At 61.4% G+C, this 26,961-nt stretch carries 21 protein-coding genes; 6 read left to right on the plus strand and 15 right to left on the minus strand.

All coding sequences use genetic code 11. The annotated features are described in order from the left end of the window. Nucleotides 1–8 precede the first annotated feature (8 nt). Nucleotides 9–221 carry a hypothetical protein gene (locus VFI82_14990; protein HET7185990.1) on the minus strand — a complete coding sequence of 71 codons (213 nt, stop codon included), beginning with the start codon at nucleotides 219–221 and terminating at the stop codon, nucleotides 9–11. A gap of 63 nt (nucleotides 222–284) precedes the next feature. Here VFI82_14990 and VFI82_14995 point away from each other — a divergent pair, with 63 nt between their 5' ends. The 3 genes from VFI82_14995 to VFI82_15005 all read left to right on the plus strand — a co-directional run bounded on the left by VFI82_14995 (nucleotide 285) and on the right by VFI82_15005 (nucleotide 4,006). Further along, nucleotides 285–1,364: a M20/M25/M40 family metallo-hydrolase gene (locus VFI82_14995; protein HET7185991.1), complete on the plus strand. Its 1,080-nt coding sequence runs from the start codon at nucleotides 285–287 to the stop codon at nucleotides 1,362–1,364. Between the two features lie 44 nt (nucleotides 1,365–1,408). Continuing rightward, the gene (locus tag VFI82_15000) at nucleotides 1,409–3,535 is read left to right on the plus strand and encodes a thioredoxin domain-containing protein (GenBank protein HET7185992.1); all 2,127 of its coding nucleotides are present in this window, start codon (nucleotides 1,409–1,411) and stop codon (nucleotides 3,533–3,535) included. Between the two features lie 84 nt (nucleotides 3,536–3,619). Further along, a complete protein-coding gene (locus VFI82_15005; protein HET7185993.1) occupies nucleotides 3,620–4,006 on the plus strand; it encodes an ACT domain-containing protein in 387 nt (128 codons plus the stop codon). Nucleotides 4,007–4,022: 16 nt separating this feature from the next. On the opposite strand, the gene VFI82_15010 is transcribed toward VFI82_15005, so the two are convergent. From VFI82_15010 to VFI82_15045, 8 genes are all read right to left on the minus strand, one after another. Next, nucleotides 4,023–5,261, minus strand: coding sequence for a (Fe-S)-binding protein (locus VFI82_15010; protein ID HET7185994.1), 1,239 nt, complete (start codon nucleotides 5,259–5,261; stop codon nucleotides 4,023–4,025). An 86-nt stretch (nucleotides 5,262–5,347) separates the two neighbouring features. Next, entirely contained in the window at nucleotides 5,348–6,691 is a 1,344-nt protein-coding gene (locus VFI82_15015; GenBank protein HET7185995.1) for an FAD-binding oxidoreductase, read from the minus strand. Next, nucleotides 6,688–8,115: an FAD-linked oxidase C-terminal domain-containing protein gene (locus VFI82_15020; protein HET7185996.1), complete on the minus strand. Its 1,428-nt coding sequence runs from the start codon at nucleotides 8,113–8,115 to the stop codon at nucleotides 6,688–6,690. Before VFI82_15020 ends, VFI82_15015 begins: the two co-directional genes overlap by 4 nt. A 131-nt stretch (nucleotides 8,116–8,246) precedes the next feature. Beyond that, nucleotides 8,247–8,675, minus strand: coding sequence for a CBS domain-containing protein (locus VFI82_15025; protein ID HET7185997.1), 429 nt, complete (start codon nucleotides 8,673–8,675; stop codon nucleotides 8,247–8,249). Between the two features lie 173 nt (nucleotides 8,676–8,848). Further along, a complete protein-coding gene (locus VFI82_15030) occupies nucleotides 8,849–9,853 on the minus strand; it encodes a hypothetical protein (GenBank protein ID HET7185998.1) in 1,005 nt (334 codons plus the stop codon). Nucleotides 9,854–9,972: 119 nt separating this feature from the next. Further along, nucleotides 9,973–11,367 (minus strand): DUF58 domain-containing protein, encoded by a 1,395-nt coding sequence (locus tag VFI82_15035; protein HET7185999.1) that lies wholly within the window; start codon nucleotides 11,365–11,367, stop codon nucleotides 9,973–9,975. 73 nt (nucleotides 11,368–11,440) lie between these two features. Then, a complete protein-coding gene (locus VFI82_15040; GenBank protein ID HET7186000.1) occupies nucleotides 11,441–12,070 on the minus strand; it encodes a DedA family protein in 630 nt (209 codons plus the stop codon). 100 nt (nucleotides 12,071–12,170) lie between these two features. Further along, on the minus strand, nucleotides 12,171–12,920 hold the full coding sequence (locus VFI82_15045) for an alpha/beta hydrolase (GenBank protein ID HET7186001.1): 750 nt from the start codon (nucleotides 12,918–12,920) through the stop codon (nucleotides 12,171–12,173). Nucleotides 12,921–13,527: 607 nt separating this feature from the next. Between VFI82_15045 and VFI82_15050 the strand changes: the two genes are divergently transcribed. From VFI82_15050 to VFI82_15060, 3 genes are all read left to right on the plus strand, one after another. Beyond that, nucleotides 13,528–16,353, plus strand: a complete 2,826-nt coding sequence (locus tag VFI82_15050; GenBank protein HET7186002.1) for an ATP-binding protein — start codon at nucleotides 13,528–13,530, stop codon at nucleotides 16,351–16,353. Between the two features lie 134 nt (nucleotides 16,354–16,487). After that, on the plus strand, nucleotides 16,488–17,888 hold the full coding sequence (locus tag VFI82_15055; protein ID HET7186003.1) for a sigma-54 dependent transcriptional regulator: 1,401 nt from the start codon (nucleotides 16,488–16,490) through the stop codon (nucleotides 17,886–17,888). Between the two features lie 140 nt (nucleotides 17,889–18,028). Continuing rightward, nucleotides 18,029–18,739: a PAS domain S-box protein gene (locus VFI82_15060; GenBank protein HET7186004.1), complete on the plus strand. Its 711-nt coding sequence runs from the start codon at nucleotides 18,029–18,031 to the stop codon at nucleotides 18,737–18,739. Nucleotides 18,740–18,817: 78 nt separating this feature from the next. Here the strand turns inward: VFI82_15060 and rho are convergent, their stop codons facing one another. The 6 genes from rho to VFI82_15090 all read right to left on the minus strand — a co-directional run bounded on the left by rho (nucleotide 18,818) and on the right by VFI82_15090 (nucleotide 26,824). Further along, complete coding sequence (gene rho, locus VFI82_15065; GenBank protein ID HET7186005.1) at nucleotides 18,818–20,068, minus strand: transcription termination factor Rho; 1,251 nt, start codon at nucleotides 20,066–20,068, stop codon at nucleotides 18,818–18,820. 638 nt (nucleotides 20,069–20,706) lie between these two features. Further along, nucleotides 20,707–21,924 carry an ornithine--oxo-acid transaminase gene (gene rocD / locus VFI82_15070; protein HET7186006.1) on the minus strand — a complete coding sequence of 406 codons (1,218 nt, stop codon included), beginning with the start codon at nucleotides 21,922–21,924 and terminating at the stop codon, nucleotides 20,707–20,709. Nucleotides 21,925–21,948: 24 nt separating this feature from the next. Beyond that, nucleotides 21,949–22,944, minus strand: a complete 996-nt coding sequence (gene argF, locus VFI82_15075) for an ornithine carbamoyltransferase (GenBank protein ID HET7186007.1) — start codon at nucleotides 22,942–22,944, stop codon at nucleotides 21,949–21,951. Between the two features lie 43 nt (nucleotides 22,945–22,987). Then, complete coding sequence (locus tag VFI82_15080; protein ID HET7186008.1) at nucleotides 22,988–24,334, minus strand: cyclic 2,3-diphosphoglycerate synthase; 1,347 nt, start codon at nucleotides 24,332–24,334, stop codon at nucleotides 22,988–22,990. Between the two features lie 216 nt (nucleotides 24,335–24,550). Continuing rightward, nucleotides 24,551–25,372, minus strand: a complete 822-nt coding sequence (locus VFI82_15085; protein HET7186009.1) for an isocitrate lyase/phosphoenolpyruvate mutase family protein — start codon at nucleotides 25,370–25,372, stop codon at nucleotides 24,551–24,553. Between the two features lie 96 nt (nucleotides 25,373–25,468). Further along, nucleotides 25,469–26,824 carry an FAD-dependent oxidoreductase gene (locus VFI82_15090; protein HET7186010.1) on the minus strand — a complete coding sequence of 452 codons (1,356 nt, stop codon included), beginning with the start codon at nucleotides 26,822–26,824 and terminating at the stop codon, nucleotides 25,469–25,471. Nucleotides 26,825–26,961 lie beyond the last annotated feature (137 nt).

The following is a 26,961-nucleotide window of genomic DNA, read 5'->3' on the forward strand; positions in this document are numbered from 1 at the left end:
TTCGATGCCTAGACCTGACGCTTGGGCTCATCGCGGTGGCGGCGAGCGCCGCTGGCCCGCCCATATACGTAAATCAGCATCAGCAGCGCATAGAACGCGATGCACAGCTTGCCGTGGCCCCACTGCGCCATGAAGGGACATCCCCAAAGGAACAAGAATACCGCGGCGGCCGCGACGCATAGCGCCAGGATGAGGTTCTGCCGCTGAATCCGAATGGCCACGTCTGGTTCGATGCGGGCAGAGCTGCTTCAGTTTATTCAAATTCTGCTGGATAACTCTGCCCTATGTGGCCAGAGGAGGACGAAACCGCGAATAGAGCGGCGGGAACAGAAACGGAAAGCGAAACTGATATTCTTCTGGGCATGGACGTGGTCGCGCTAACGCGGGAGCTGGTGGACATTGAGTCGATCACCGGCAATGAAAGGGGAGTCGGTGAGTTTCTGCACCGGCGCTTGCGCGAGCTCGGCTATGAGGTACGCCTGGACCCAGTGGAGACGGGACGTTTCAACGTGTTCGCCGTGCCGCCGAAGCAGCCGCGGCCCGAAATCTTCTTGTCGACCCACATGGACACGGTCCCTCCCCACTTCCCTTCCCGCGAAGACGAGAGCCGCATTTACGGGCGCGGCGCATGCGACGCCAAGGGAATCATTGCCGCACAGATCGCCGCCGCGGAAAAGCTGCGGCAGGATGGTCCGGCGGTGGGGCTGCTGTTCCTGGTGGGAGAAGAGCGCAACAGCGCGGGCGCGCAGCACGCCAACCAGCGGCCCGCGGGTGGCCGCTTCCTGATCAATGGCGAGCCCACCGGCAATCGCCTGGCAACCGCGACCAAGGGAGCGATGCGGGTCGAACTGTTCGCCGAAGGACGCATGGCACACTCCGCCTACCCGGAGCTGGGGGAGTCGGCGATCGAGAAACTGCTGGACGCGCTGCAACGCATCCGCCAAATTTCTTTGCCCAGCGATCCGCAGCTGGGAGCGTGCACTCTCAATATCGGGCTGATCGATGGCGGCCGCGCGCCGAACGTGATCCCCGACCACGCCCATGCCGAGCTGATGTACCGGCTGATTGGGGCTTCCGATGAGCTGAAACGCCAACTGGTGGCCGCGGCGGGGGAGCAGGTGCGGGTGAAATGGGGACTGGAGCTGCCGTTCGTGCGCCTGCGCACGCTCGACGGCATTCCCACCATGATGGCGGCATTCGCAACCGATATTCCGTCACTGACGAAGTGGGGCGAACCGCTGCTGCTGGGGCCTGGGTCAATCCATGTGGCGCACACGCCCGAGGAGCACATCGAGAAGAAAGAACTGCTGGCAGCGGTGGATCTCTATGCCGAAGTCGCGCGGCGGTTGGTAGGGAGTAGCTAGTGTTGTCGCATCTTGCCCGGCAACGGAGTACTCTAACCACTGCCATGCCAGACCAGACGAACTCCCTTGCCCAGGCCTCCTCCGCATACCTGCGCTCCGCCATGCATCAGCCCATCCGCTGGTATCAATGGGGCGAGGACGCGTTCGCCGCGGCGCAGCGCGAGAATAAGCCAATGTTGCTGGACATCGGCGCAGTCTGGTGTCACTGGTGCCACGTGATGGATCGCGAGTCCTATGACGATCCGGAAGTGGCGCGCATCATCAACGAGAATTTCATCGCGATGAAGGTGGACCGCGACGAGCGTCCTGACATCGACAGCCGCTATCAATCGGCAGTGCAGGCGATGGCAGGCCAGGGGGGCTGGCCGCTGACCGCGTTCCTCACTCCCGAAGGCAAGCCCTTTTATGGCGGCACCTATTTTCCTCCTGACGATCAGTGGGGGCGGCCCGGTTTCAAGCGCGTGCTGATGGCCATCGCGGACGCGTTTCGCGGCAAACGTGACGAAGTTTTACAGCAAGCCGACATGGTGCTCAGCTCGATCAGCCAAGCGGAGTCATTCGCCGGGCGCAGCGCGAGTATTCCGCCAACCATCGTGCGCAGCGTGATCGCGTCGGCGCTGAAGACTTACGATTCCGAGCATGGGGGCTTTGGCAGCGCGCCCAAGTTTCCGCATCCCTCGACCATGGACCTGCTCATTCACCTGTACTCGCGCAGCGGCGACGAGAGGCTGCGGGAGGTGATCGCCAACACGCTGGAGCGCATGGCGCGCGGTGGCGTATATGACCAGCTTGGCGGCGGGTTTCATCGCTACTCGGTGGACGAGCGCTGGGTGGTGCCGCACTTCGAAAAAATGTCGTACGACAACTCGGAGCTGCTCAAGAATTATGTCCACGGCTACCAGGCGACCGGCAATTCGTTGTTTGCCGCGGTGGCGCGCGACATCATCCGCTGGATGGATGCGTGGCTGAGCGACCGCAGCGAGGGCGGTTTTTACGCTTCGCAGGACGCCGACATCAATCTCGACGATGACGGCGACTACTTCACCTGGACCCTGGAGGAAGCGCGGGCCGCGCTGACCGAGGAAGAGCTGAAGGTTGCGCAGCCCTATTATGACATCAACGAAGCCGGCGAGATGCATCACAACCCGGCCAAGAACGTGCTCTTCGTGCACGCCTCGGTGGAAGAGATCGGTGTGCGAACCGGCATGCAGCGCGACCGCATTTCCGCACTGCTCGATGCGGCAAAAGACAAGATGTACGCGGCGCGCCTGAAGCGAGCCACGCCGTTTGTCGACAAGACTGTTTACGTCGGCTGGAACGCGCTGTGCGTCTCCGCCTATCTCGAGGCTGCGCGCGTGCTCTCGCTGGAGGATGCGCGGCACTTTGCGCTGCGCTCGCTGGACCGAATTCTTTCCCACGGGTTCACCGCCGAAGGCGGACTGAAGCACGTCATCGCCTATGCCGATCCCCAGGCGCCCAAGCGGAACGTGGCGGGCGTGCTGGACGACTACGCTTTCACCGCGCTTGCCTGCCTCGATGGGTACGAGGCGACGGCCGACCTCAGCTACTTCACCTTTGCCCGCAAGATCGTGGACGCCATGATCGAGCGCTTGTACGACCAGACTTCGGGCGGCTTTTTCGACTCCGAAAACAAAGCGGTGCTGGGCGCGCTCACCGCCCGTCGCAAACCGTTCCAGGACTCTCCGACTCCGGCGGGAAATTCCGCCGCCGCGATCGCGCTGTTCCGCATGCACGCCTACACCCATGAAGACAGCTACCGTGAAAAGGCTGAAGACACGCTTGAGGTTTTCGCCGGAATGGCTGAGCAATATGGGATGTTCGCGGCTACCTACGCGCTGGCCGCAGTGTGGCTGCTGGAGGGTCACACGCAGGTGGTCGTGGTCGGCAACGACGAGCGCGCACGCGAGCTTTACGCCGCGGCGGTCGCGCCTTTCGCAGTGAACAAGGCGGTGGTCAAGGTGAGCGACAGCGCCGCCGCCCCGCAAAACCTGCCGCCTGTGATCGCCGAAACCGTGCCCAACATTCCGGCGGTGAAGGACGGTAAGTCGACGGCGGTGCTGTGCTCAAACTTCACTTGCCGGCCGCCCATCAGCGATCCCGATGAGCTGGCTAAGGTTTTACATGAGACATTGGTGGCGAAAGCGGCGTGAAGTCCGCGGCGGGGCGGTGAGTGGCCAGCAGCCGATATTCTCAGGTATAAAGCTGGATTCCGAATCCTGACCACCGGAGTCTATATGGGGCGCATTACGCAACTCGTCATCGAGGCCGAGGATAAGCCCGGCATGCTTGCGACCATCTGCTCGGAGATGGCCGCCAAAGCCGTGAACATCACCGCCATCATGGCGGCCTACGACCAGCCGGGTGGACGCATCCGCATGGTGGCAACGCCGCACGCAGCGGCCCGCAAAGTTCTGGACGCGATCCATTTGACGTACGACGAAGAGGAGGCGGTCGCCATTCGGGTCACCGATCGCCCGGGCGCGCTGGGTCGTGCCACGCGCAAGCTAGCCGACCGCGGCATCAACGTGCTCTATGCCTACGGTTCGATCGTGAAAGGCAGCGAGCGCGCGCTGATTATCGTGGGAGTCCACGACATCGAGAAGGCGGAAGGCGTTCTATGACGGCAGTGCCCCGCCGCTAGGAGTTGCGATAGGATTCGTCCAGCAATTCAACCACGTGCGCCACGCGCATCTTCAGCCCGCGCGCTTTCACTCCCGCCCGCAGTTGCAGCATGCATCCGGTGTTCGCGGTGGCGATGATTTCGGCGCGCGCGGCCGTGACCTCGTCCATCTTCTGCTCCAGGATGTCCATTGACAGCCGGTTTTGCGTTACGTTGTAGGTGCCGGCGCTGCCGCAGCAGTAATCGGGATGTGCCATCTCGACCAGTTCCGCGCCGATGGCCTTCAACAATTCGCGAGGCGCGGATCGAATGCCCTGCGCATGCGCCAGGTGGCAGGGATCCTGGTAGGTGACGCGCGCCTTCAGTTTCCGCTTGGGCGGCCGCAACCCCGCCTGGGCCAGGAACTCGGTAATGTCCTTCACCTGCGCGGCAAATTCGCACGCCCGCTTCGCTTCCGTGCCAGCCTCCAGCAGTTCGCCGTATTCCTTCATCATTGCGCCGCAGCCGGCAGAGTTGGTGACCACCGGGTCGCGCGTTGACTCCATGATTGCGGCTATGTTTCCCCGCGCCAAGGCCCGCGCCTCTTGGCGATAGCCCGCGTGCGCCGGTAAAGCGCCGCAGCAAAGCTGGCCCTTGGGTACGAAGACGTCGAATCCATTCGCATTCAGCACGCGGACGGTGGCCTCATTCAACGCGGAAAAGGCAACACTGCCGATGCACCCGGCATGGAAGAGGACGCGCCCGCGAGCCTCGCCGGCGCCGCGATAGGTGGCGCCGAGCTGTGAAAAGAAAAACTTTTCGTCAATCGAGGGCGCCAGCGCCTCCACTTTGTCCATTCCCATGAGTTTCAAAATGCCGCTGGAGCGCGCCAGGCCCTGGAGTCCCGACCGCTGGTAGAACCGCAGCCGGCTTGCCCAGCGCGCAAGATTTCTGTGGTCGTGGAGCATGGCCCCGAAGAACCAGGCGCGCAGCCGCTGCTCGAGCCAGGGCCGTTTGAAATTTGACTCGATCTCGGCCCGTGCCCGCTCCAAGATGCGGCCGTATTTCACGCCCGAGGGGCAGGCCGTTTCACAGGCGCGACATCCGAGGCAGCGATCCAAGTGTGTAGCGAAGGAGTCACCAATCTGCAATCGCCCGGCATCCACTTGCAGGACCTGGTAAATACGGCCGCGGGGCGAATCCGCTTCCCGCCCGAGCACGCGGTAGGTCGGACACTGCTGCAGGCACAAGCCGCAGTGAATGCACTTGGAGTACAACTCCCAGGACGGCCGATCGGGCGTGGTGAAATTCGATGGCAGCGCGGCGCTACCGGTTCCGTGCTCCGCATTGACGGTGGTGGCACTCAGAACAGGAACCTCCCGCGGTTGAGGATGTTCTTGCCGTCGAATGCCTGCTTGATTGCCTTCATGGTCTCGACATCATTTGGGGTGCTGCCCCAGACGCTGCAGCGCCGCTTGGCTTCGAGCGGGCAGCGCAGCACGATTGCCGACCCCTGGCGCGGCACCGCGCCGCGCAGGAATGAAATCGCGTTGACGTATTGCATCGCGGAGGGCGGATCCACCGCGACCGGCACCAACCCGACCAGCAGAGATCCGACGCCGATCCTGCCTGAGACAGCGCACACAAAATTATTGTCCGTCGCCGCGCGTTCTGCCGCTTCCAGCACCGGGCCCGCGTCCTGCAATGCAACATCCACTCGCAACAGCATGGCGTTCCGGCTGCGCTCGAACAGCGCGTGGGGAAATTCCGGGAGCGCGCGCCAGATCTCGCGCTCATCATCGCCAGCGGCTTCGCTTGCCACCGCCGCGCCCAACTCCGCGCGATAACGGGCCAGCACGGCGTCACTGCCGGCGGCGCGCAGCAGGACCCGCCAGGGTTCGGTTTTGGCGGCGTGCGAATCTCCGTGGATGATCTCGGCCGCGTGCGGCGAAACAATTTCCAGGCAAAGCGGCGTCAACGGTGAAGCGAGTACGCGGTCACGGAAGTCCAGCGCCTCTTTCAAGTTCGCAAACCTGGCAATGAAAGTACGCGTCTGCCGCGGGCGGGGAAACAACTTGAAGCTCGCGCCGGTAATCACCGCAATGGTTCCATAGCTGCCGATCAGCAGCTTCATCAGGTCATATCCGGCAACGTTCTTCACCACCCGCGCGCCGGCTTTTGCGACCTTACCGTCGGCGGTGACAAAGCGCACCCCGGTGCAGTAATCCCGCAGGCCGCCGTAGGAGTGCTTGAGCGGTCCATGCGCCGCCGACGCCAGCGCTCCGCCCATGGTGCTCCGCTGAGGCTGCGCGGCATCGAGCGGTAGCATCTGTCCATGCGGCCCGCATACTGCCTCCACCTCGGCCGGCGTCGTACCGGCGCCGACGCCGATCATCAAGTCGCCGGCATCGTAGTGTTCCAAGGCTTTCAGGCGACTCGTGCGCAGCAAGATATCGATCTTCGCGGGAACCATCCCGGTGAACTGGTGAGTGAACCCGCCGGCCGGCACGACGACCAGATCTTCAGCGTGCGCCAACTTCATGATCGCCGCCACCTCTTCCGCGGATGCGGGCGAGACCACCGCGCGCGGCGAGACCTCGTCGATGGCGAATTCCGCCGTGCGCGCCGGATCCTCGGTGGTGTGCTGCTCGCCGGCGATTGCCGCCAGCTCACGCGCCAGTCCCGCCGCTGTCGAGGTCGCGCTCATCGCGGAACTCCACTGCTGCGCACGATGTTGGTCTCGCGACAGCTGCGCGGAGTCGGAAAAAGTTTTTGCGGATTGAAGATGGATTTCGGATTGAAGGCGTCGTGCACGAGGGCCATGACTTCCAGATCGTTGTCGGTGAACAGCAGCGGCATGAGTTCGTTCTTTTCCATGCCGACGCCATGCTCGCCGGTAATGGTGCCTCCGGCATCGACGCAATATTGAAGAATCATGCGGCCGGCCTGGTGGGTGCGCTCCACCTGGTCCGGATCGCGCATATCAAACAGGATGCACGGATGCAGGTTGCCGTCGCCGGCGTGGAAGATGTTGCCGATCTCCAGCTTGCATTGCTGGGCCACGCTCTCGATGTAGCGCAGCACCTTGGGAATGTGGCTGCGCGGGACGACGCCATCCTGGGTGTAGTAGGCCGGCGCCAAGCGCCCGAGCGCAGCGAAAGCCGTCTTGCGTCCCTTCCACAACAGTTGGCGCTCGGCATCGTTGGCGGCGCGCCGGACCTCGCGCGCACTGTGACGCTGGCAAACCGCGCGCACGGCATCGGCCTGGTCGGTCACCATTTCGCGCAGTCCTTCCAGCTCAATCAGCAGCACCGCGCCGGAATCCATCGGGTAACCGGCATGGGTAGCTTCCTCGACGCAGCGCAGGGTCTTGCCATCCAGCATTTCCAGCGCGACCGGCGTGATGCCTTCCGAAGTGATGGAGGCAACGGTGTTGGCCGCATCGTCCACGGTGTTGAAAATGGCGAGCAGCGTTTCCACCGCTTCGGCAATCTTGGTGAGCTTGACGGTAATCGCGGTCACGATCGCCACCGTGCCTTCGGTTCCGACGAACAAGCCGGTGAGGTCGTAGCCGCAGGAGTCCACGGCTTTGCCGCCCATGTGCGCCACGCGCCCGTCAGGCAGCACGACCTCCAGCCCGGTGATGTGGTTCACGGTGACGCCGTGGGCCAGGGTGTGCGCGCCGCCGGAATTTTCCGCGACGTTGCCGCCGATGGTGGAGGCGCGCTGGCTGGCTGGATCAGGCGCGAAGTACAACCCGTGCTGCGCGACGGCGGCCGAGAGGTCCGCGTTCACTACGCCCGGTTGCACCACGGCGCGGCGGTTGGCGGCATCGATTTCCAGAATCGATGTCATGCGCGTGAACACCAGCACGATGCCGCCGGCTCGCGGAATGGAGCCGCCGCTCAAACCGGTTCCCGCTCCCCGGGGCACCAGCGGCACATTCATGCGCGAGGCGGTTCGCGCGATCTGCGATACCTGCTCGGTGGTGCTGGGAAATACGATCACTTCAGGCGTACCGGTGGATAGTCCGGCGTCGTACTCATAGATCATGCGGTCTTCGGGACGGTCGAGTACCGCTTCGGAGCCGACGATCTTTCGCAGTTCTCGCGCAATCGGTGAGGAGGGCATGGGCCACGAAGTCAGCGGGCTTGGTAATGACCAGTTTACCTGCCCGCAATGCGGAAGTTCCCGCTATTTTACGATGGTCAAAAAATAAGGCCGCGGAAATCGCCGCGGCCATGGAAGTGCGGATGCTGCGGTCAGGTGCTCTGGGAGATGTAGGCGCGCATCATTTGAACTTCGCCGTCCTTTTCGACCACGGCGTGCGCCAGCAGGTCGCGCAAAGAGATCACGCCGCGCAGTTGTTTTCCCTGGCACACAGGCAAGTGCCGGAAGCCACGCTCGCGCATCAGTTCCAGGCAATCTTCCAGACTGCGGTCGGGCGCGACCGTCACCACGTCGCGGGTCATGACCTCGAAAATCTTTGTGACGCGGGGGTCTCTGCCCTCGTGCACCACGCGCTTCATCAGGTCGCGTTCGGAAAAAAGGCCGGCCAGTTCTCCTTGGCGGATAACCGCGACGGCGCCGACATTTTTCGACACCATCAGGCTGACCACGTCAACCACCAGCTCGTCGGCCTCGACTTGGTAAGTTTCCCGGTCGCGAATCAGGCTGTCTACGGATGCCATGAGCCCTCCCGCCCTGCGGGGCAGCAAGTGTAGAGACCGCCGAGTATATGCCTGAAAAGATGTCTCGCCAAGCCCGGTTGGCTGCCCGGAAAACGCGGGAATGCGCTTTAACAGCCGCCCAGGGCTGGTCGCAAGGCGGCCGGGCAGGATAAGTCTCGCCGCCAAGCACGTACTTATTCGTCGTCGTCCAGGCTGAACAGGTCAGTGATGCGGCTGTCAGGGTCGAGCAGGAGCACGCGACGTCCGAGCACCACGCGGCTCCAGTCCACCGGCAGCCTGGGCAAGCGCGCGCTGCAGGACCCGGGAAGCGGCTGGGCGCGGTTTAGCAGGCCGGGAGGCAGGGTGCCGTCGCGCTGGATCTGTTTTTCCAGTCCGGGAGGAAGGTTGTCGCGCTCGGCCAGTCCCGGCGGCAGACTTGAGCTGTCGGCGAAGCATCCGCGTATGTTCTGCCGGTCATAGTTGGTGAACACCGAGCGGAATGGGCGCGGCCGCGCATTGTCATAGGAACGATATTCCGGCTCACGACCTTCGGGAGAGCGAAGCTCGGGCTCCCGCTGTGCCGCCGGCGTGCCGGCATATTGCGCGGCGGCCGGTGCGGCAGTGATGAAGTTCAGCACTGCCTCTGACTCGATTTTCGCTTCCTTCTTGCCGGAGGCCGCAGCGACTCCGGTTCCGGCGCCGGCACCCACACCGGCACCGATCGCCGCGCCCTTGCCGCCGCCTGCCACTGCGCCAATAATCGCGCCCAGTGCCGCCCCACCGCCGATCTTCGTGGTGTTGCTCTTGGTGTGCGACTGGCCCTTGGTCAGCCAGGGCTGCGTGTTCACCGGATAAGAGCGGCCGCCGGCGGTAATCGCAGTGAGCGTCAGCTCCAGTTCACCGGGATCACTGAGCCGCCCAGAAGGGTGCGCTCGCAGCACGCGACCGTCCACGTCGGCATCCTTGGGATAAAGCGTGCGTCCGTCGGGGTCGAGAATGGGCTGCTCCAACGACGCATGAAAGGTGTCGCCCTGGCGTGCGGTCTCGCTGCTCAGGTTGTCAATCATCCGGATTGTCACCTGCGTGCCTTCGGGAATTGGACCGCCCATTCCGCCGGCGTGGCGGTGCTCCTGCGCCAAACAAAGGGAAGAAACAATGACGATCGAGATAAGAGCGGCAAGCGCCCGCTGTGCCTTCATGAGAGACTGCCTCCTCCAACGAGTTCCTGGACCGAAGAGAATCGTATGACGGCTAACTTCAGAGTACAAGGGCGGCGAAAGACCGGGGGTTGTGGATAACGGTACCAGGATTTCATCCGTTACTTCTGCTCGCCGAAGAAGAGGAAGTACGAGCACGCCCACAGCTCGGTGGGAATGCTGCCGCGCGGTCGAGCAGTGAAGATGACGTTATAGTCGGCGGTGAGGTGCAGGCCGTCGAGAATTGATTGGGAAGCCTCCTGCTGCGGCCGGGGCCCAACCAATGCGAGGTAGCGCAAGAAATCGTAAATATCACCGGCGCCGGCGTAACCGGGAGCGGCAAACGAGAGATCGGTGTCCTCGCCCGCGAAATGCCATGCCAGCGAAGCCGCCAGCGCGATTCCGCGCTCGTAGTCGGCGCCTTTCACCGCGGCAGAGGAAGGATTATCGAAGACAACGCGTAGCTTGCGTTCGTCCTCGCGAGTGAATTCGCGCACCTTCAGCGATCCCGTCCGTGCCGACGACTTCCAGTCCACATGGCGCGCCGAATCTTCCGGCAGGTATTCGCGGATGCGGTAGAGGTCGTGCCCGCGCCCGCGCAGGAAAGCCTCAAACTCGCCCGTAATCATGGGCAGGACTTCGAACAGTTCATCGGTCGGCTGCACCGGCGGATAGACCACAACCTCGCGCGTCAGAGGGACCTTGCGCGTCTTGACCAGGAAGGAAAATGGAAAACGGGTGGAGAGTCCGAAACCGTCCTGCACGTACCGTCCGCGGCGGTGAAAGTCGAGTTCGAGTTCGCGGCTGACCGTGTTGCGCGCCGGCAGAAAGGGAAAATAGGCGCGCCCATTGAAAATTTCGGGCGTGCTCTCCCGCCCGGTAACCACGCGCAACGATAGATCGGGCAGGTGCACCCATTGTTTTTCGCGCGGCGCCTTCGCGGGGTACACGAACACTGAGCGCTCCCACTTCAGCCGTTTGTGCGCCCGCCCGGACTTGGCGGGAACCACGCTCACCGACAGCGACGGCAACACGCGCCGCAGGTTTCTCAGGCTCAGCCGCGCCAGCACGGCTTCCCCAGCAAAGACATGCTCGGGGAAGCCGATGTCGAGTTCCAAGCCGCGCAGTATTGCCGCCGAGGCCACGCCGGAAACAATAATCGCGGCCAGCATCGCGGAAACAACAATGAACAACAGGTTGTTCCCGGTATTCAGGGCGGCGACACCGATCATCAGCACAATCGCCAGATAAACCAGGCCTTCGCGGGTCACATCGTAATCGAATGCCTCGCGCACGCGGTACAGCGCGACCCGCCGCGCCAGGTAGGGCACGATGGTCAGCCCAACCACACCCGCCAGCAACAGGGCCGCGGAGGCAAGGACCGCAGTGGCCCAGACGTTTCCGGCTTGGCGGGTAACGGTAGAGAAAATAGCAGCGCCGAAAGCCAACGACAGTCCGGCGATCGCTACAAAGAAGCGGACCCAGGCTTCTCTCTCGATGTGGAATGATTTGAACAAGCTGCTTAAGTCCCGACGGCTCCGATTTCGTGAACGGCGGAATGAATTCCGCCGCTACCCATGCCACACAAAACTACTTCTTGCCAGCCAGAATCGGCTTGCGCTTGCGTGCCCGAGCACGCTTTCTATTTTTCCACAACAAGTAAAGCCCTCCCATCACGACGATGATCAGGACAACGAATTCCGTTTCCTTCAGCGCGCCAGCAAACTGCCGGCCGAAAAAATATCCGGCGCAGGCGATTACGGTGACCCAAACCACAGCGCCGGCGGCATTGGCGACCAGGAATTGCTTCCACTCCATGTTCAGAACGCCAGCCAGCGGTCCGGCAACAATGCGCAGGCCGGCGATAAACCGCGCCAGGAAGATTGCAGCCCATCCGCGTCGCTGCAGGAATTCTTCACCGGTGCGGATTGTCTCCTCGCTGATGTGAAAAAAATTCCTGTAGCGATTCAGCAGAGGACGGCCGCCGCGCCGCCCGATCCAGTAGCCGATGTTGTCACCGATGGTGCAGGCGCAGACCGCGACCAGTATCAGCCACGGCAGCTTCAAGTGATGTCCGCGATAAGCAGCAATGCTGGCGAGAATCAGGATGGTTTCGCCGGGAAGGGGTAGTCCCGCGTTTTCCCCGAGCAGCGCAATGGCGACCGCCCAGTAGCCGTAATGTTGAAGATAATAGCGGGCGGTTTCGACGATCCAGTGCATGAAAGGAGCAGCCAGCGCCTACGGTTAGAACGTGACGGCATCAGGACGGCTGCCCGATGGTAAACCAAATCGCGAGCGGGCCAGCGCGAATTGCTGGTTGCTAATCGCCGCGAAGAAATTCCAGCAGCACGCGATTGAATTCCTCGGGCGACTCCTCATACGGCAGGTGGCCGGTTTTGGACATCATCACCAGCTTCGAATCGGCAATGGCGCGTTGCACGTGCTTGGCCGAGCCCGGCAATACGGCGGTGTCGCTATCGCCCCATACCAACAGCGTGGGCGCGTGGATTTGCGCGTAGAGGGGTTCGAGCATGGAGATATCGCTCTGCCAGCAACGGACCACGCCAAGCAGGTAATCGACTGATCCCGCGATGCGGAGCGGCTTGGCGTAGGCTTCAAACATTCCGGGCGGGATTTTTCCGGGATCGGCAAAAAGCCGCTGCAGGACCCAGTTGTTCAGAGCATCGAGGCGCAGGAATGAGTGGCGGAACAACATTCCTCCGACCGCGGTTGAAAACACTGCAATGCGCTTACGACCGGCGCGCGACCAGGGATTGACCGGCGCGACCAGCACCAGGCGGCGAATCCGCCGGCCCAGTTCGGCCGCGATAATGGTGGAGAGGGCGCCACCGTGAGAGGTACCGACAAGATCGAATTCGCGCAGCCCAAGTGCGTCGAGGAAGGCGATCAACCGCTGGGCGGAGGCGCGCATGCTGCAGTCGAGGTCTTTCACCCGATCGCTGAAGCCGGTTCCTAATAGATCTGGGGCAAAGACGGAGAAGTGGCGCGCCAGCGCAGGAATGGTGTGCCGCCAGGAAAAGGAGTACGCCAGCAGTCCATGGACAAGCACAACCGGAAAACCCGATCCACTTTGTAGGAAATGAACGCGAAGTCCTTGAATCGTGAGATCAGCTTCCTGAGTGATGGAATTCGCAGTTTCATTGAAAAGCTTGGCAACCGAATTGTGATCGCGGGATTCCAAACCGTCTGATATCGCCTCTGTCGCTTCTGTGGGGAGCCAATTCGGCTCCCCCTTTTTGTTAAGTACTCGACATTTCCGCTGCGGTAAGTCTCAGCCTACTGCCTTAACAGCGATCTCAATCGAATCAGGTACTTAGAACCGAATACCCTTAGCTGTCGCGAAGGCCGCGTCCGGTCCAGAATCAGAATACGCCGGGAGGTCAGAGAAACAAATTCTTGAAAATGTCAGAACTGCGTTTCAAGAGGCTTGCAGCAGCCCTAGCGCCGGGTATATGAGGAATGAGAGGCGGCTTCCATATTTTGTATTTCGTTCGGGCTCAGGCTATGATGATTTTGTAAGTACCGGATAGGGTGGAGGATAAGGCACGCCGGGTACAAGGGCCATGGCACCTCAGTTGCTGTCGAAGTCGAAAAGTGTTTCTCTGCCCGCAGTTCCCCAAAAGGGAACGATTGAGGAGAAGTTTCGGCAGCCCCCGATGACAAGGGACATCCAAGTCCGGTTTGTGGCCGTGGTGTTGGCGTTGCTGACCACCGCTGCGGGCGTCTTCGGCTGGATTAATTTCCAAAAAGAAAGGCAATTCCAGATTCCCTACGACGGCGTTTGGTGGGTGGAGCACAACCGCCACCTGGTCGCCGAACGAGTGGACCCCGAAGGACCGGGTGCCCGGGCCGGAATCAAGAACGGCGACGAACTGCAAGGCATCAGCGACCACGACATTCATAATTTCTCCGAGCTGAGCCGGCAGATGTACCGGACCGGGAGCTGGTCGAAGGCTACCTACAACCTGCGGCGCGGGGGCGTCACGGTCAATGTTCCGGTCGTGCTCGTGCCTTTCGATAAGTCGTTGTACGTCGGGCTGCGCTTCATTTCACTGATCTATCTAGGCATCGGACTGTACGTCCTGCTGCGTCGCTGGACGGCGCCCAAGTCGACGCACTTCTACCTGTTCTGCCTGGTCTCCTATATCTTCTACGCTTTCCACTACACCGGGAAGCTGAACCAGTTCGACTGGATCGTGTACTGGGCCAACGTGGTGGCGGAACTTTTGCAGCCAGCCCTGTTCCTGCACTTCGTGCTCACCTTCCCGGAGGTCAAGGATTCGGTCAAGCGGCGGCCGTGGCTGGTGCCGGTCTGCTACGTGCCTGGCCTGCTGTTATTGCTGGCACACATCCTTTCGCTGCAACTGCTGGTGCCGAGCGAATTGCTGCGGTTCAACCTGGATCGGCTGGAGATGTTGTACCTGGCCGCATTCTTCGTTGTGGCGGCGGGGGTTCTGTGGCACAGCTACAAACACGCGTCGACCCCGATACTGCGCCAGCAGATGAAGTGGGTGACGCGGGGCACGATCCTGGCGATTGCGCCGTTTACGCTGTTCTACGTGATCCCCTATATGAACGGGACGCAGGCGACAGTGCTGATGAAGGTGTCGGTGCTGTCGCTGGTTTTCCTGCCGCTGACGTTCGGATATGCCATCTTCCGATACCGGCTGATGGACGTGGACGTGATCTTCAAGCGCGGCATGGCCTACACGCTGGCGGCGGCGTCGATCGCCGGGGTGTACTTCGCGACGATTGGGCTGGCGGCGGTGCTGCTGAACCGGCACCTGCCCAGCAGCGGGCCGACCGGCATGATCGCGGTAATCGTGGTCACTGCGCTGCTGTTCGACCCGGTAAGGAAGTGGTTCCAGGAGAAATTGGACCGCTTCTTCTACCGCAAGAGATATGACTACCGGAAAACGCTGATCGAGTTCGGACGCGAGTTGAGTTCGCAGCTCGACCTGGACAAGATGCTGAGTTCGATCGTGGACCGCATCGCGCGCACGTTGCTGGTGGACCGGATGGCGATCTTTTTGGCGTCAGCGGATTCGCCGAACCGCTTTACCCTCTCCAAGTCGTTCGGAATATCCGATCTTCCGCCCAACCTCGACCTCAGCTTCCTGGGAGAAGAGCGGCCGGAGATGGCGGCCGGGCACCTGTTCTTCGACAACACGCGCGCGGTGGTGCGGGAGACCCCGGGTGCGCAGTACTCGATTGCGCAGCTCGACATGAACTATTTCATTCCTTGCTCGGTGCAGGGACGCACCATCGCGATGATGGGCCTGGGCAAGACCAGCGAAGGGGATTTCCTATCCAGCGAAGATGTCGAACTGCTGGAAGCGCTGGCAGGATACGTCGGCATCGCCATCCAGAACGCACGCCTGTACGCCTCGCTGGAGCAGAAGGTCAGCGAGTACGAGCGGCTCAAGGATTTCAACGAGAACATCGTGGAATCCATCAGCGTCGGGGTATTTGCGGTGGACTTGGATGACCGCGTCGAGTTCTGGAACTCGCAGATGGAAGTGATGTATGCGCTGCCGCGCTGGCAGGCGCTGGGAAAGAAGCTGACCGAGGTCTTCCCTGCCGGGTTCCTGGAAGAGTTCTACCGGGTGCGCACCAACCCGGGCATCCACAATCTGTACAAGTATCGGCTGAATACGCCGGCGGGCGAGACGCGGATGACCAACATCGCCATCGCTCCGCTGGTGACCAAGAAATTCAACGTGATCGGGCGGCTGGTGCTGGTGGACGACATCACGGAACGGATCGAGCTGGAGTCGCAACTGAGCCAGGCGGAAAAGATGTCGTCGATTGGGCTGCTGGCGGCGGGCGTGGCGCACGAGGTCAACACCCCGCTGGCGGTGATTTCCTCCTACGCGCAGATGCTCTCCAAACAATTGCAGGGCGACGAGCAGCGCTCGTCACTGTTGGAGAAGATTACCAAGCAGACCTTCCGGGCCTCGGAAATTGTGAACAACCTGCTGAACTTTTCGCGCACCAGCGGCACCGAGTTTGGCGAGGTGGACCTGAACAAGGTGATTCGCGAAACCCTCAACCTGCTGGAGCACCAGCTCAAAACGGCGCGGGTGAAGGTACAGGCGGAAATGTGCGAGAAGCTGCCGACCATCCAGGGCAACTCCGGCAAGCTGCAACAGGTTTTCCTGAACCTGTTCCTGAATGCCAAGGACGCGATGCCGGATGGAGGCACACTGGAGGTGCGCACGGCGAACGGCAACGGCGTGAACGTCACCGTGTCGGATACCGGGTCGGGCATCGCACAGGAGCACATCGACCGCATTTACGATCCATTTTTCACCACCAAGAACACGCCGCACGACGGGCGGCGGGGCACCGGCCTGGGATTATCGGTGACCTACGGAATCATCCAGGAGCACGCCGGAAAAATCCGCGTCGAGAGCCGGATGGGGAGCGGGACAACGTTCCATTTGGAGTTTCCACTGATGAGGAAAGCAGTCAATGTGTGACAACCGTCGATGGCGGATGGTCGATGGCCGGTGCTGATTCGTTTGGCCATCAACCATCGACCATGGACCATCGACCTCGGGCGAAATGAGGAAACGCATTGAGTGAAGCAGCTGTCATAACCCGCCGTAGCGCGATGAAGGAGCAAGGCACGGCGAGGGGTTCGATTTTGATCGTTGACGACGAAGCCTCGATCCGCGAGTCGCTGCAGACACTGCTAGAGTTGGAAGGGTTCAAGGTGGAGACCGCGTCGACCGGAGAAGAAGGCTTGGCAAGAATGGCCGAGCAGCCGATGGACCTGGTGCTGCTGGACTTCGCGCTGCCCGATCGCAACGGCCTCGAGATCCTGCGCGATATCCGCGATCGCGAGCCGGAGCTGGGGGTCATCATGATCACCGCCTATGGCACCGTGGAAAACGCGGTAGCGGCGATGCAGGCGGGAGCGACCAACTTTATCCAGAAGCCATGGGACAACGAGAAGCTGCTGGCCGACGTGCGGGCGGTGGTGGCCCGGCGCCACGCCGAAGAAGAAAACGTGCAGTTGAAGCGCGCCCTCAAGCAGCGCTATAACTTCGAAAACATCGTCGGCAAGAGCGAGCCGATGCTGAAAATCTTCGACCTGGTCGCCCAGATCGCGCCCAGCCGCTCCACGGTGCTGCTGCAGGGGGAAAGCGGAACCGGAAAAGAACTGATCGCCAAGGCGATCCACATGAATTCGCCGCGCAAGGACCGCCCCTTTGTGCCGGTGAACACCGGATCGATGCCGGCGGACCTGTTGGAATCCACGCTGTTTGGCCACGTCAAAGGCGCCTTCACCAGCGCCATCGCCTCCAAGAAGGGCTTGTTCGAAATTGCCGACCGCGGCACCCTGTTCCTGGATGAGATCGGCACCATGAGCATGGAGACGCAGGCCAAGATCCTGCGGGTGTTGCAGGACCGGAAGTTCATGCACCTGGGCGGCGTACAGGAACTGCAGGTGGACGTACGCATCATCGCCGCGACCAATGTGGACCTGCGGCAAATGGCGCGGGAGGGAAGATTCCGCGAGGATTTGTACTACCGGCTGAACGTGATCACTATCGACTTGCCGCCCATGCGGCAACGGCGGGAGGACATTCCGCTGCTGGTGGAACATTTCATCAGCAAATTTGCCGAGGAGAACGAGCGGCCGGTGCGGCAGATTGCGCCGGAAGCGCTGCGCGCCCTGATCGAATATGGCTGGCCGGGCAATGTTCGCGAATTGGAAAACGTTGTCGAGCGCGCGGTGGTGTTGTCCTCGGGCCCGACGGTGACGCTGGACCTGCTGCCTGACCACATCGCTGGCCGCGGCGCCGGACTGAGCATGCTGGAGCACCGGGCGGACGCTTCCCTGTTCGAGATCGTGGAAGAATGCGAGCGGCGAATCATCGTCGACATGCTGGAGCGCTGCAACTGGAACCAGACGGAAGCGGCGGAGAAGTTCAAGATCCCGCTGTCCACACTGAACCAGAAGATCAAGCGCTTGAGCATTGAGATCAAGAAGAGGGCGAGGGAATAGGAACAACCCAGGAACCAGAGAGTGAAAAGCAGGAAGTAATCAAAACTAAACGACGGTTTCGGGGCCAGAGGCCCCGTTTTTTTCTTGCCCGACGGACCCGCCGGGCCCCCGGCGACCATACCTGGAGGTCGGCGTGCGGCATGTTCGCCAAGGATGCCAGGTACTACTCTGGCGAGCTACAATGGATTTCGATGGCGGCGGGGCGCAACATCCTATTCGTTGCATCGAGGCATTCACTGTCCAAGACACGGCGGTGGGTCCTGGAACACGCCGGATACCGCGTGCAACGCGCCGAGACGGCAACGGAGATAAACCAGGCCCTGCAGCGCAATACGGTGGACCTGGTGCTGGTGGGATGGACCGACAAGAAAGCTACAGCAGAACAGGTCGTAAGCCTGGTGCGGAAGATTTCCCCCCGTATTCCGATCGTGTCGATGACTGGGCATGGAACGGCCTGTGATGCGATCGTACTGCCGCTGGCGGGGCCGGAAGGGCTGCTGCGGGTTGTCGGGGAAACCCTGGTCAAGGCGCACGGGCACCGGGTGTCCAAGAACGAACGCGTGCTGTTCGTAGACCAGGACCGCAGATACTTTCACGTCTCCGACGCAGCCGCGGAATTGCTGGGCTATGAGCGTGAAGAACTGCTGGGGCGGAAAATCGACGACATTACTGTGCCGGAGGTGGACGTGCCGGGCAAGTTCGCGGCCTACGTTCGCGATGGAGTGCAGAACGGAATTATCAGCTTGCGGCATAAGACCGGCGGAGTGGTGACGGTGCGTTATGCCGCCAGGGTGCTGGAGGACGGATGCATGGTGTCACGTCTGACCAGGGTTTATAACAACGCGGCGTAGCGCGATCGGCAGCGCAACGATCTCGCAAAAGGAAAGCCCGGTCGATGGCGACCGGGCTGAAGTTTTTGCGAACCGGTTTCAGAGCGAGCTCATATTGGCGAGGAACTGGCCGTTGCTCTGGGTCTTGCTGAGCTTGTCAATGAGAAGCTCCATCGCCTCCACCGGTGACAACGGGTTCAGCACCTTGCGCAGCACCCAGATACGCGCCAAATCTTCCTTGGGAATCAGCAGCTCTTCCTTGCGGGTGCCGGAGCGTTGGATGTCGATGGCCGGGAAGGTTCGCTTGTCCACCAGCTTGCGGTCGAGAATGATTTCGCAGTTGCCGGTGCCCTTGAACTCTTCGAAGATCACATCGTCCATGCGCGATCCGGTATCGACCAGCGCGGTGGCGATGATGGTGAGCGAACCGCCCTCTTCGATGTTGCGGGCGGCGCCAAAGAAGCGCTTCGGACGCTGCAAGGCGTTGGAGTCCACGCCGCCGGAAAGGACCTTGCCGGAAGGCGGAACGATGGTGTTGTAGGCGCGGGCCAGACGGGTGATGGAGTCGAGCAGGATGACGTCGTCGCGCTTGTGCTCGACCAGGCGCTTGGCCTTTTCGATCACCATCTCGGTGACCTGCACGTGGCGGGCGGCGGGCTCGTCAAAGGTGGAGCTGATCACCTCGCCCTTAACGGAGCGCTGCATGTCGGTGACTTCTTCCGGGCGCTCGTCGATGAGCAGGACGATCAGAACGATTTCCGGATGATTGGTGGTGATGCTGTTGGCGACGTTCTGCAACAGCATGGTCTTGCCGGTGCGCGGCGGAGAAACAATCAGGCCGCGTTGTCCTTTGCCCAGTGGTGTCAACAGATCCATGACGCGGGCGGAGATGTTGTCCTTGACCGTCTCCAGCTTGACGCGCTCCTGGGGATACAGCGGGGTCAAGTTGTCGAACAGGATCTTGTTGCGCGCTTCCTCGGGCGACTCGAAGTTGACCGCCTCGATTTTTACCAGCGCGAAATACTTTTCGCCTTCATGCGGAGGGCGGACCTGGCCAGAGATGGTGTCGCCGGTTTTGAGATCGAATTTCCTGATCTGCGAGGGAGAGACGTAAATATCGTCCGGGCCGGGCAAATAGTTGTAGTCCGGAGAACGCAGGAAGCCGTAGCCATCGGGCAGGATTTCCAGCACACCTTCGGCGAAGATGTGTCCTTCTTTTTCGCTCTGCGCCTGCAGGATTTTGAAGATGAGGTCCTGCTTGCGGAGCCCGGAGGCTCCCGGCAAGTCGAGCGTCCGAGCAATGCGGGTAAGCTCGGTAATGTTTTTTTCTTTTAGTTCAGCGATGGTCATATTCACCTACGGAGAGATGTTCAAGGGGGGTCAGAAGACGTGCTGCGCGCAACGAAGAGGCGCGCTGGGAAGCTGTATTATGCAGCCCGACGCTGCGCCTCTGCAACTTTTTCCGGTTCCGCCAGGACTTGCGCCCGGTCAGCCACCCCGATCCGCTCCAATACCTCGTTCATGGTTTCCTGAATGCGGGTATTGGGCCGGTGAAATCGGCGCGTGGCCTTGGAGGCAAGCTGGCAAAGCATATACCGGTTCCGGAGCGTGTGTAAAGCGTCGAAAACCAGATTAGAGCGTTGCATCCTATAATCTCCTGTACCGTCAGACCCGCGGCGGAACCATGAGTTCCGGTTCCAAACTGCCAACCTCGTAAATTTTGGGGAGGTGGGATGAGTGTGGCGGATCTACTACCGTAACTTGTAGATGCCGAACAGGCCTCCAAAGTTGCTCATTTTTTAGCGGGCCCGGTGGTTGGATGAGCCAGACTAGCAGGGGGAACCTCCGGGACGAAGAAATATTTGCCAGGATGCGGCAAGTTGACGGTTAACAGCCCTGGCAGGCTGGTGATCGGCGCAGGGGCCGAGGGTCGAAGCCCATTTTTTGCGGGCCAAAGGCCCAGGACATAGTGGGAACCTTAGCGCCGGTCACATCGGCCGGCGCTCAATCACCTTTTGAAGACGCGGGAAAGCCCAGTCGATCTGGTCACGGGTGATGACCAGCGGCGGGGCCAAACGGATGACCTTTTCGTGCGTCTCCTTGCACAGGATTCCCTGCTCCTTCAGGGCCTCGCAATAGGGACGCGCCGGGCCGAGGAGTTCAATGGCGATCCAAAGGCCGCGGCCGCGGATTTCGCGGATCTCAGGCTTGCTGAGGGTGCGCAGGCGATCGAGGAAGTAAGCTCCGAGTTCGGCCGAGTTACGCACCATGTTTTCTTCCGCGAGCACCCGCAGCGCAGTACGTGCGACGGCACAGGCCAGCGGGTTTCCGCCGAAGGTGGAACCATGGTCGCCGGGACGGAAGACGCCGAGCACTTCTTTCGACGCCAGCACGGCGGATACGGGATAGAAGCCGCCGGCGAGCGCCTTGCCGATGATCAGCACGTCGGGAGTGACGCGCTCGTGCATGCAGGCGAACAGTTTGCCGGTGCGGCCGAGGCCGGACTGGATCTCGTCGCATATCAGCAGCACCTGGTTGAGCCGGCAGACACGGGCGGCGTCGCGCAGAAAACCGTCGGCGGGAATGATGATGCCCGCTTCACCCTGGATGGGCTCCACCAGGAAGGCGCAGGTGTTCGGGGTGATGGCCGCCTGCAGCGCGGCGGCGTCGCCGAACGGTATGACTTTGAAGCCGGGCGTGAACGGACCGAAGCCGTGGCGATACTGCTCGTCGGTGGAGAAGCTGACTACGGTGGTGGTGCGGCCATGAAAATTGTTGGCGCAGACGATGATGTCTGCCTGGCCGTCGGGAATACCTTTCACGGTATAGCCCCACTTGCGGGCGGCCTTGATAGCGGTCTCGACCGCCTCGGCGCCGGTGTTCATGGGCAGTGCCATGTCATAGCCGGTAAGTTCGTGGAGTTCCTTGAGTAGTAACGGGAGCTGGTCATTGCGGAAGGCGCGCGAGGTGAGGGTGACGCGGTGGGCCTGGTCGATGAGCGTTTCCAGGATCCGCGGGTGGCAATGTCCCTGGTTGACCGCGGAATACGATGCCAGGCAGTCGAGGTACCTCCTGCCTTCGGTGTCATAAACCCAGACCCCTTGCCCGCGATGAATGACGACATCCAGGGGGTGATAGTTGTGGGCGCCGTACTGCTCTTCGAGAGCGATAAATTCGTCGCTTTTACTGAGTTCTGCCGTTAACATTTTTCCTCCCTCTGGACTTAGGGGCTAGCCCCTTTCCGCCAGCTCCAACTCTTGAACAGGTTGCCCACGCACCACTCTCCTGGGACGCAAAACCACCTCCCCTTTCATGAGCTCGTACAGGATCGCCTTCTGCGCGTGGAGGCGATTTTCCGCTTGCTGAAAAACTGCGGATTGAGCGCAGTCGATGACCTCGTCGGTGACCTCTTCACCGCGGTGAGCGGGGAGGCAGTGCATGAAGATGGCATCGCGCTTGGCGTTGCTGAAAAGCCGGGCGTCGACCTGGAAGGGATGGAAAGCGCGAGCCCGTTTTTCGGCTTCGTTTTCCTGCCCCATGCTGGTCCAGACATCGGTGTAGACGACATCGGCATCGAACGCGGCTTCGACGGGGTCGTTGGTCAAGGTGATGATGGCGCCGGTCTGCAGGCTGCGTTCACGCGCCCAATGCACCGCCTGCGGGTTGGGTTCGTAACCGTCAGGGGTTGAGATCCAGACGTTCGCGCCCAGTTGTGCTCCGGCGAACATCAGGGAATGCGCCACGTTGTTGCCGTCGCCCAGGAATGCAACCTTCAGTCCCGCAATGTGTCCCTTACGTTCTTCGATCGTCAGGAAGTCGGCCATGGCCTGGCAGGGATGGCTGAAATCGGTCAGGCCGTTGATGACGGGAATGGAAGCGTACTCGGCCAAACGCTCGACGATGTCGTGGGCAAAGGTGCGGATCATGATCGCCTGCACCATGCGCTCCAGGTTCTTGGCCACGTCGTACACGGACTCGCGCTTGCCGAGGCTGATTTCGGCGGGGGAAAGATAAAGCGAGAAGCCGCCGAGCTGCTGGATGCCGACGTCGAAAGTAACCCGAGTGCGGAGGGAGGGCTTCTCGAAAATCATGGCCAGCGTCTTGCCCTTGAGCGAATCCGCGTAAGTGCTCGGGCTGGCCTTGATATCGGCGGCCAAGTCGAGAAGTTCGCGGATTCGGAAGGGCGAAAAGTCGCGGATGGAAAGGAAATCATTACGGTGATCCATGACGTTGCCTCGTTCCAGCTTTCAGTTTCTTGATCCAATACGTTCAGTCCGCGAACACGGCCGAGTGCTTCACCTGGTGTTGGGTGGTGAAGTCGGACAGCAGGTCCGCCAGGTTCGGTTTGGTCAGTTCTTCAACTTCATATCCGACACGCACGCAGGGCTTGTTCAGTTGCAGAATTCGCCCCAGGTCGACCGGGGTGGCCAGGACCACCAGGTCGCAGGGCGTGCGGTTGATCGTGTCCTGCAATTCCTGCCGCTGGTTTTGGCTGTATCCCATGGCCGGCAGCAGGTCACGCAGATGCAGATATTTTTCAAATGTCTGGCGGATGGAGCCGACGGCATGGGGACGCGGATCGACGCGCGAAGCTGCCCAGTACTGGGCCGTTGCGACCACGCCGGCGCCGTAAGGCATCTCGCCGTGGGTAAGCGTGGGACCGTCCTCGACCACCAGCACGTGTTTCCCCTTGATCAATTCGGGATTCTCCACCGTGACGCGGCAAGCGGCCTCAATCACCGTCGCCTTGGGGTTCGCGGCGGTGATGTTGTTGCGGACGATGTCCACGTTTGCCGCCGCGGCGGTGTTGACCTTGTTAATGACAATGACGTCGGCGCGACGGAAGTTGACTTCGCCGGGGAAGTAGCTCACTTCGTGGCCGGCACGATGCGGATCGGCAACCACAATCTCCAGATCGGAATGGAAAAACGGGGTGTCGTTATTGCCGCCATCCCAGAGAACGAGGTCGGCTTCCTTTTCGGCGCGGCGGAGAATGGCTTCGTAGTCCACGCCCGCGTAAACGACGGTGCCGTTGACGAGGTGCGGTTCGTACTCCTCACGCTCTTCGATGGTGCACTGGTGGCGCTGCAGGTCCTCCAGCGTGGCGAAGCGCTGCACCGCCTGGCGCGCGAGATCACCGTAGGGCATGGGATGGCGGACGACCACAGGGTTCCACCCGAGGTTGCGGAGTTCGGCCAGGACGCGGCGCGCGACGGGACTCTTGCCGCATCCAGTGCGCACGGCGCAGATGGAGATCACCGGCACGTTGGCTTTCAGCTCGGTGTGGCGTCCGCCGGCCAGCCAGAAATCAGCCCCTGCCGCCAGCGCCCGGGAAGCGACATGCATGAGGTTGGCGTGCGAAATGTCACTGTAGGAAAAGACCACCACATCGACGGCGCGATCGGCGACGAGCGATTCAAACTCCTTCTCCGCGACGATGGGAATGCCGTCGGGATAGAGCGGGCCGGCCAGTTCCGCCGGATAACGGCGCCCGTCGATGTCGGGAATCTGGGTGGCGGTGAATGCGACCACCTCGAACTCGGGATTGTTGCGAAACAAAGTGTTGAAATCGTGGAAATCGCGGCCGGCTGCGCCGAGGATGACAACGCGTTTCATGGTTCCTCCCAGGCTAACCTTCAGTGTTGGACTGGACGGGACATCCGCGAAGTGAGGCGCGTCACAGCGAGGGGTAGCCTGGTCCCAAAATGGGTTGTGTCGCAGAACGATATGAATATTTATCCAGAACTTGGAATGAAAAGTTCGCGGTTGCCGGGGGGAAATCGGAATTAAGGAGCGGATTCAAGAAGCCGAGCAACTGGCCGCCGGGTCCGCCTACGCCGCGAGCATGGCGGTGATGTCCTGGTATTTGACCGCTTCCTCGGCGAAGGTAAAGGTGCCATGCTCCCGCATCTCGCGCGCGGCGCGCAGGAAAGCGCCCAGCGCAACCCGGGAAAGCGCGCTGCCGACGCTCACGCGTTTGACTCCGAGTTCCGACAGTTCTGCCAGGCTCAGCTGCACACCCTGTAATCCCATAATCACGTTGATGGGCCGGTCGACCGAGCGCGCTACGGTGGCGATGTCTTCCCTGCTTTTCAGGCCAGGCGCGAACAGCACGTCGGCGCCCGCTTCCTGGAAGGCCTGCAGGCGAGCGATGGTGTCGCGCAGGTCGGGACGGCCGATAATGAAGTTTTCGGCGCGCGCGGTCAGCGTGAACGGGAAAGGCTGCGCATGCGCGACCTCGACCGCGGCACGAACCCGGTCCTTCGCAAGCGAGATTTCATACGGTTCGTGTTGCGCTCGCGCAGCAATATCTTCGATCGAACAACCTGCAAGTCCCGTCTTCACGGCCAGACGAACGGTTTCAGCGACCGCGGAGGGATCGTCCGCGTAGCAGTTTTCCAGATCGGCGCTGACAGGCAGGTCGGTAGCGGCGGCGAGGGCGGCGGCATGGGCAATCATGGTATCGCGGTCGATGGCGCCGTCAGGCTTACCCAGGGAAAATGCAAAACCGGCGCTGGTGGTGGCTAGCGCCTCGAATCCCAGCATTTGCAGCAGACGCGCACTGCCTACGTCCCAGGGATTGGGAATGATGAAAGCCCGGTCGCGGTGGTGCAAGTCGCGAAACAAATTTCCTTTTTCTGCTGGCGTGCGCATAGGGGTTAGATTGTGGAAGCGAGGAAATGATTCCGCCAGAACGAAATGGCACGGCGGTTGAGCCGTGCCACTCCGATCATGATTTTGCAAAGCGGGCTAGTCGGCCCCGGCCATGGCGGGCGTGTTAGTCGAGTTCTTTTCACGCGTGATCGCCCGCAGCATGGAAGTATCGTCGGAATACTTGAAATAGGTAAGGTTCCGCGCTTGCGCTTCTTTCTCTTCTGCCTTGCCCAGCAGCGCCAGTTCGGCTTTATTCACCAGCTGGATACCACGCGCCCGCAGCGTGCTCTCGATTGTTTCCACCGCCGCCCCACGCTTATCCTGCTTCCCTTCCAGGTACTGGAGGACGTGCGTGGCCCCCACCTCGGCGTCATGGCGCGCGATGCCAACCAGGCCATCGCTGGCGCGGCGGGCCCAGCCGACCACGAAGTGGCCGTCCATCTCGGCGCCGGTGACGGGATCTGCCACCTGGTATAGCGAACGCTCGTCGCCCTCTTTTGGCTTGGTGCTGTAGCCCTCCGGGCCCATGGGCAGCCCGAGGTTGGGATCATGCACGTCGCCAATGGCGAAGATCATGGTGTCGAGGTCGAGCTCGGCAGTCTGGTCGGTGGCTTTGGCGGCGGTGCCTTCGCCTTTTTTCACCAGGTTGTTCTCGGTGACGATCAGCTTGCAGATGCGGCCGTCAGGGCCTTTCACGATCTCCTTCGGCGAGCACAGGAAACGGAACTTCATCACCGGTGTGGTCTGCGGGTCGGTCTTCTTGAGGACGGTGAAAATCTCATCCGCCTTGCTGATGTCCTGGCCGACGCTGGCGACCTTGGCGGCGACCCGCTGCAGTTCCGCTTTCAGAAGCTCGCGATCAAGATTCGCTTCGAGGTACTTGATCTCTTTCTCATCGAACTTGGCTTCGAAGGGACCGCGGCGGGCGACGATGGTCAATTCTTCCGTCTTGCGGTCAGGGCAATCGAGCAGCACCCAGCGGGCGATGTCCACCATGACGTTGCCCATGCCGACGATGGCAATCTTCTTGCCGATGGAGAAATCCTGTCTGGCGAACGGCGGCAGCTGGTTGTAGAAGTAAACGAAATCTTTGGCGGAATAGACGCCCTTGGCGTCCTCGCCGGGGAGGCCGAGTTTCTTGGTCCCCTGGGCGCCGACGGAAAAGACGATGGCGTCAGGGTTGAAGGCGCGGAGATCGTCGACGGTGATCTTCTGGGTTGCGCCCACCGGCGCGTGGCCGAAGTAATGCACGTTGGGCAGCGACAGGACTTTGGCGAACTGCTTGCGCAGGCCGCTTTTCATCTTGTCTTTCACCAGGTAAATTCCATACTCGGCCAGGCCACCGTGCTTGATGTCGCGATTAAAGATGACCACCTGGTGGCCGGCGAGGGCGATTTTCTGCGCGGCGAACATGCCGGCGGGTCCCGCCCCAACGACAAAAACGGTCTTCATAGTGTGCTGCCTCCTGCCATCGTTGACTGCCACGACAGGGTAGCTTTCTCACGCACACCCAGACTGTGACGCTGGTCTCATGGGCGTGTGACGTAGGTACATTATGCCAGCTTTTAGCTCTTAGCTCCTGGCTCTTA

Source organism: Terriglobales bacterium (genome assembly GCA_035691485.1).
Lineage (GTDB): Bacteria > Acidobacteriota > Terriglobia > Terriglobales > Acidobacteriaceae > JAIQGF01.

Bases quoted from the DNA above. Each gene is read 5' to 3' on its own strand.
- VFI82_14995 (HET7185991.1), top strand. From the start codon at position 285: ATGTGGCCAGAGGAGGACGAAACCGCGAATAGAGCGGCGGGAACAGAA.
- VFI82_15000 (HET7185992.1), top strand. From the start codon at position 1,409: ATGCCAGACCAGACGAACTCCCTTGCCCAGGCCTCCTCCGCATACCTG.
- VFI82_15005 (HET7185993.1), top strand. From the start codon at position 3,620: ATGGGGCGCATTACGCAACTCGTCATCGAGGCCGAGGATAAGCCCGGC.
- VFI82_15015 (HET7185995.1), bottom strand. From the start codon at position 6,691: ATGAGCGCGACCTCGACAGCGGCGGGACTGGCGCGTGAGCTGGCGGCA.
- VFI82_15020 (HET7185996.1), bottom strand. From the start codon at position 8,115: ATGCCCTCCTCACCGATTGCGCGAGAACTGCGAAAGATCGTCGGCTCC.
- VFI82_15025 (HET7185997.1), bottom strand. From the start codon at position 8,675: ATGGCATCCGTAGACAGCCTGATTCGCGACCGGGAAACTTACCAAGTC.
- VFI82_15030 (HET7185998.1), bottom strand. From the start codon at position 9,853: ATGAAGGCACAGCGGGCGCTTGCCGCTCTTATCTCGATCGTCATTGTT.
- VFI82_15040 (HET7186000.1), bottom strand. From the start codon at position 12,070: ATGCACTGGATCGTCGAAACCGCCCGCTATTATCTTCAACATTACGGC.
- VFI82_15050 (HET7186002.1), top strand. From the start codon at position 13,528: ATGACAAGGGACATCCAAGTCCGGTTTGTGGCCGTGGTGTTGGCGTTG.
- VFI82_15055 (HET7186003.1), top strand. From the start codon at position 16,488: ATGAAGGAGCAAGGCACGGCGAGGGGTTCGATTTTGATCGTTGACGAC.
- VFI82_15060 (HET7186004.1), top strand. From the start codon at position 18,029: ATGTTCGCCAAGGATGCCAGGTACTACTCTGGCGAGCTACAATGGATT.
- rho (HET7186005.1), bottom strand. From the start codon at position 20,068: ATGACCATCGCTGAACTAAAAGAAAAAAACATTACCGAGCTTACCCGC.
- rocD (HET7186006.1), bottom strand. From the start codon at position 21,924: ATGTTAACGGCAGAACTCAGTAAAAGCGACGAATTTATCGCTCTCGAA.
- argF (HET7186007.1), bottom strand. From the start codon at position 22,944: ATGGATCACCGTAATGATTTCCTTTCCATCCGCGACTTTTCGCCCTTC.
- VFI82_15080 (HET7186008.1), bottom strand. From the start codon at position 24,334: ATGAAACGCGTTGTCATCCTCGGCGCAGCCGGCCGCGATTTCCACGAT.
- VFI82_15085 (HET7186009.1), bottom strand. From the start codon at position 25,372: ATGCGCACGCCAGCAGAAAAAGGAAATTTGTTTCGCGACTTGCACCAC.
- VFI82_15090 (HET7186010.1), bottom strand. From the start codon at position 26,824: ATGAAGACCGTTTTTGTCGTTGGGGCGGGACCCGCCGGCATGTTCGCC.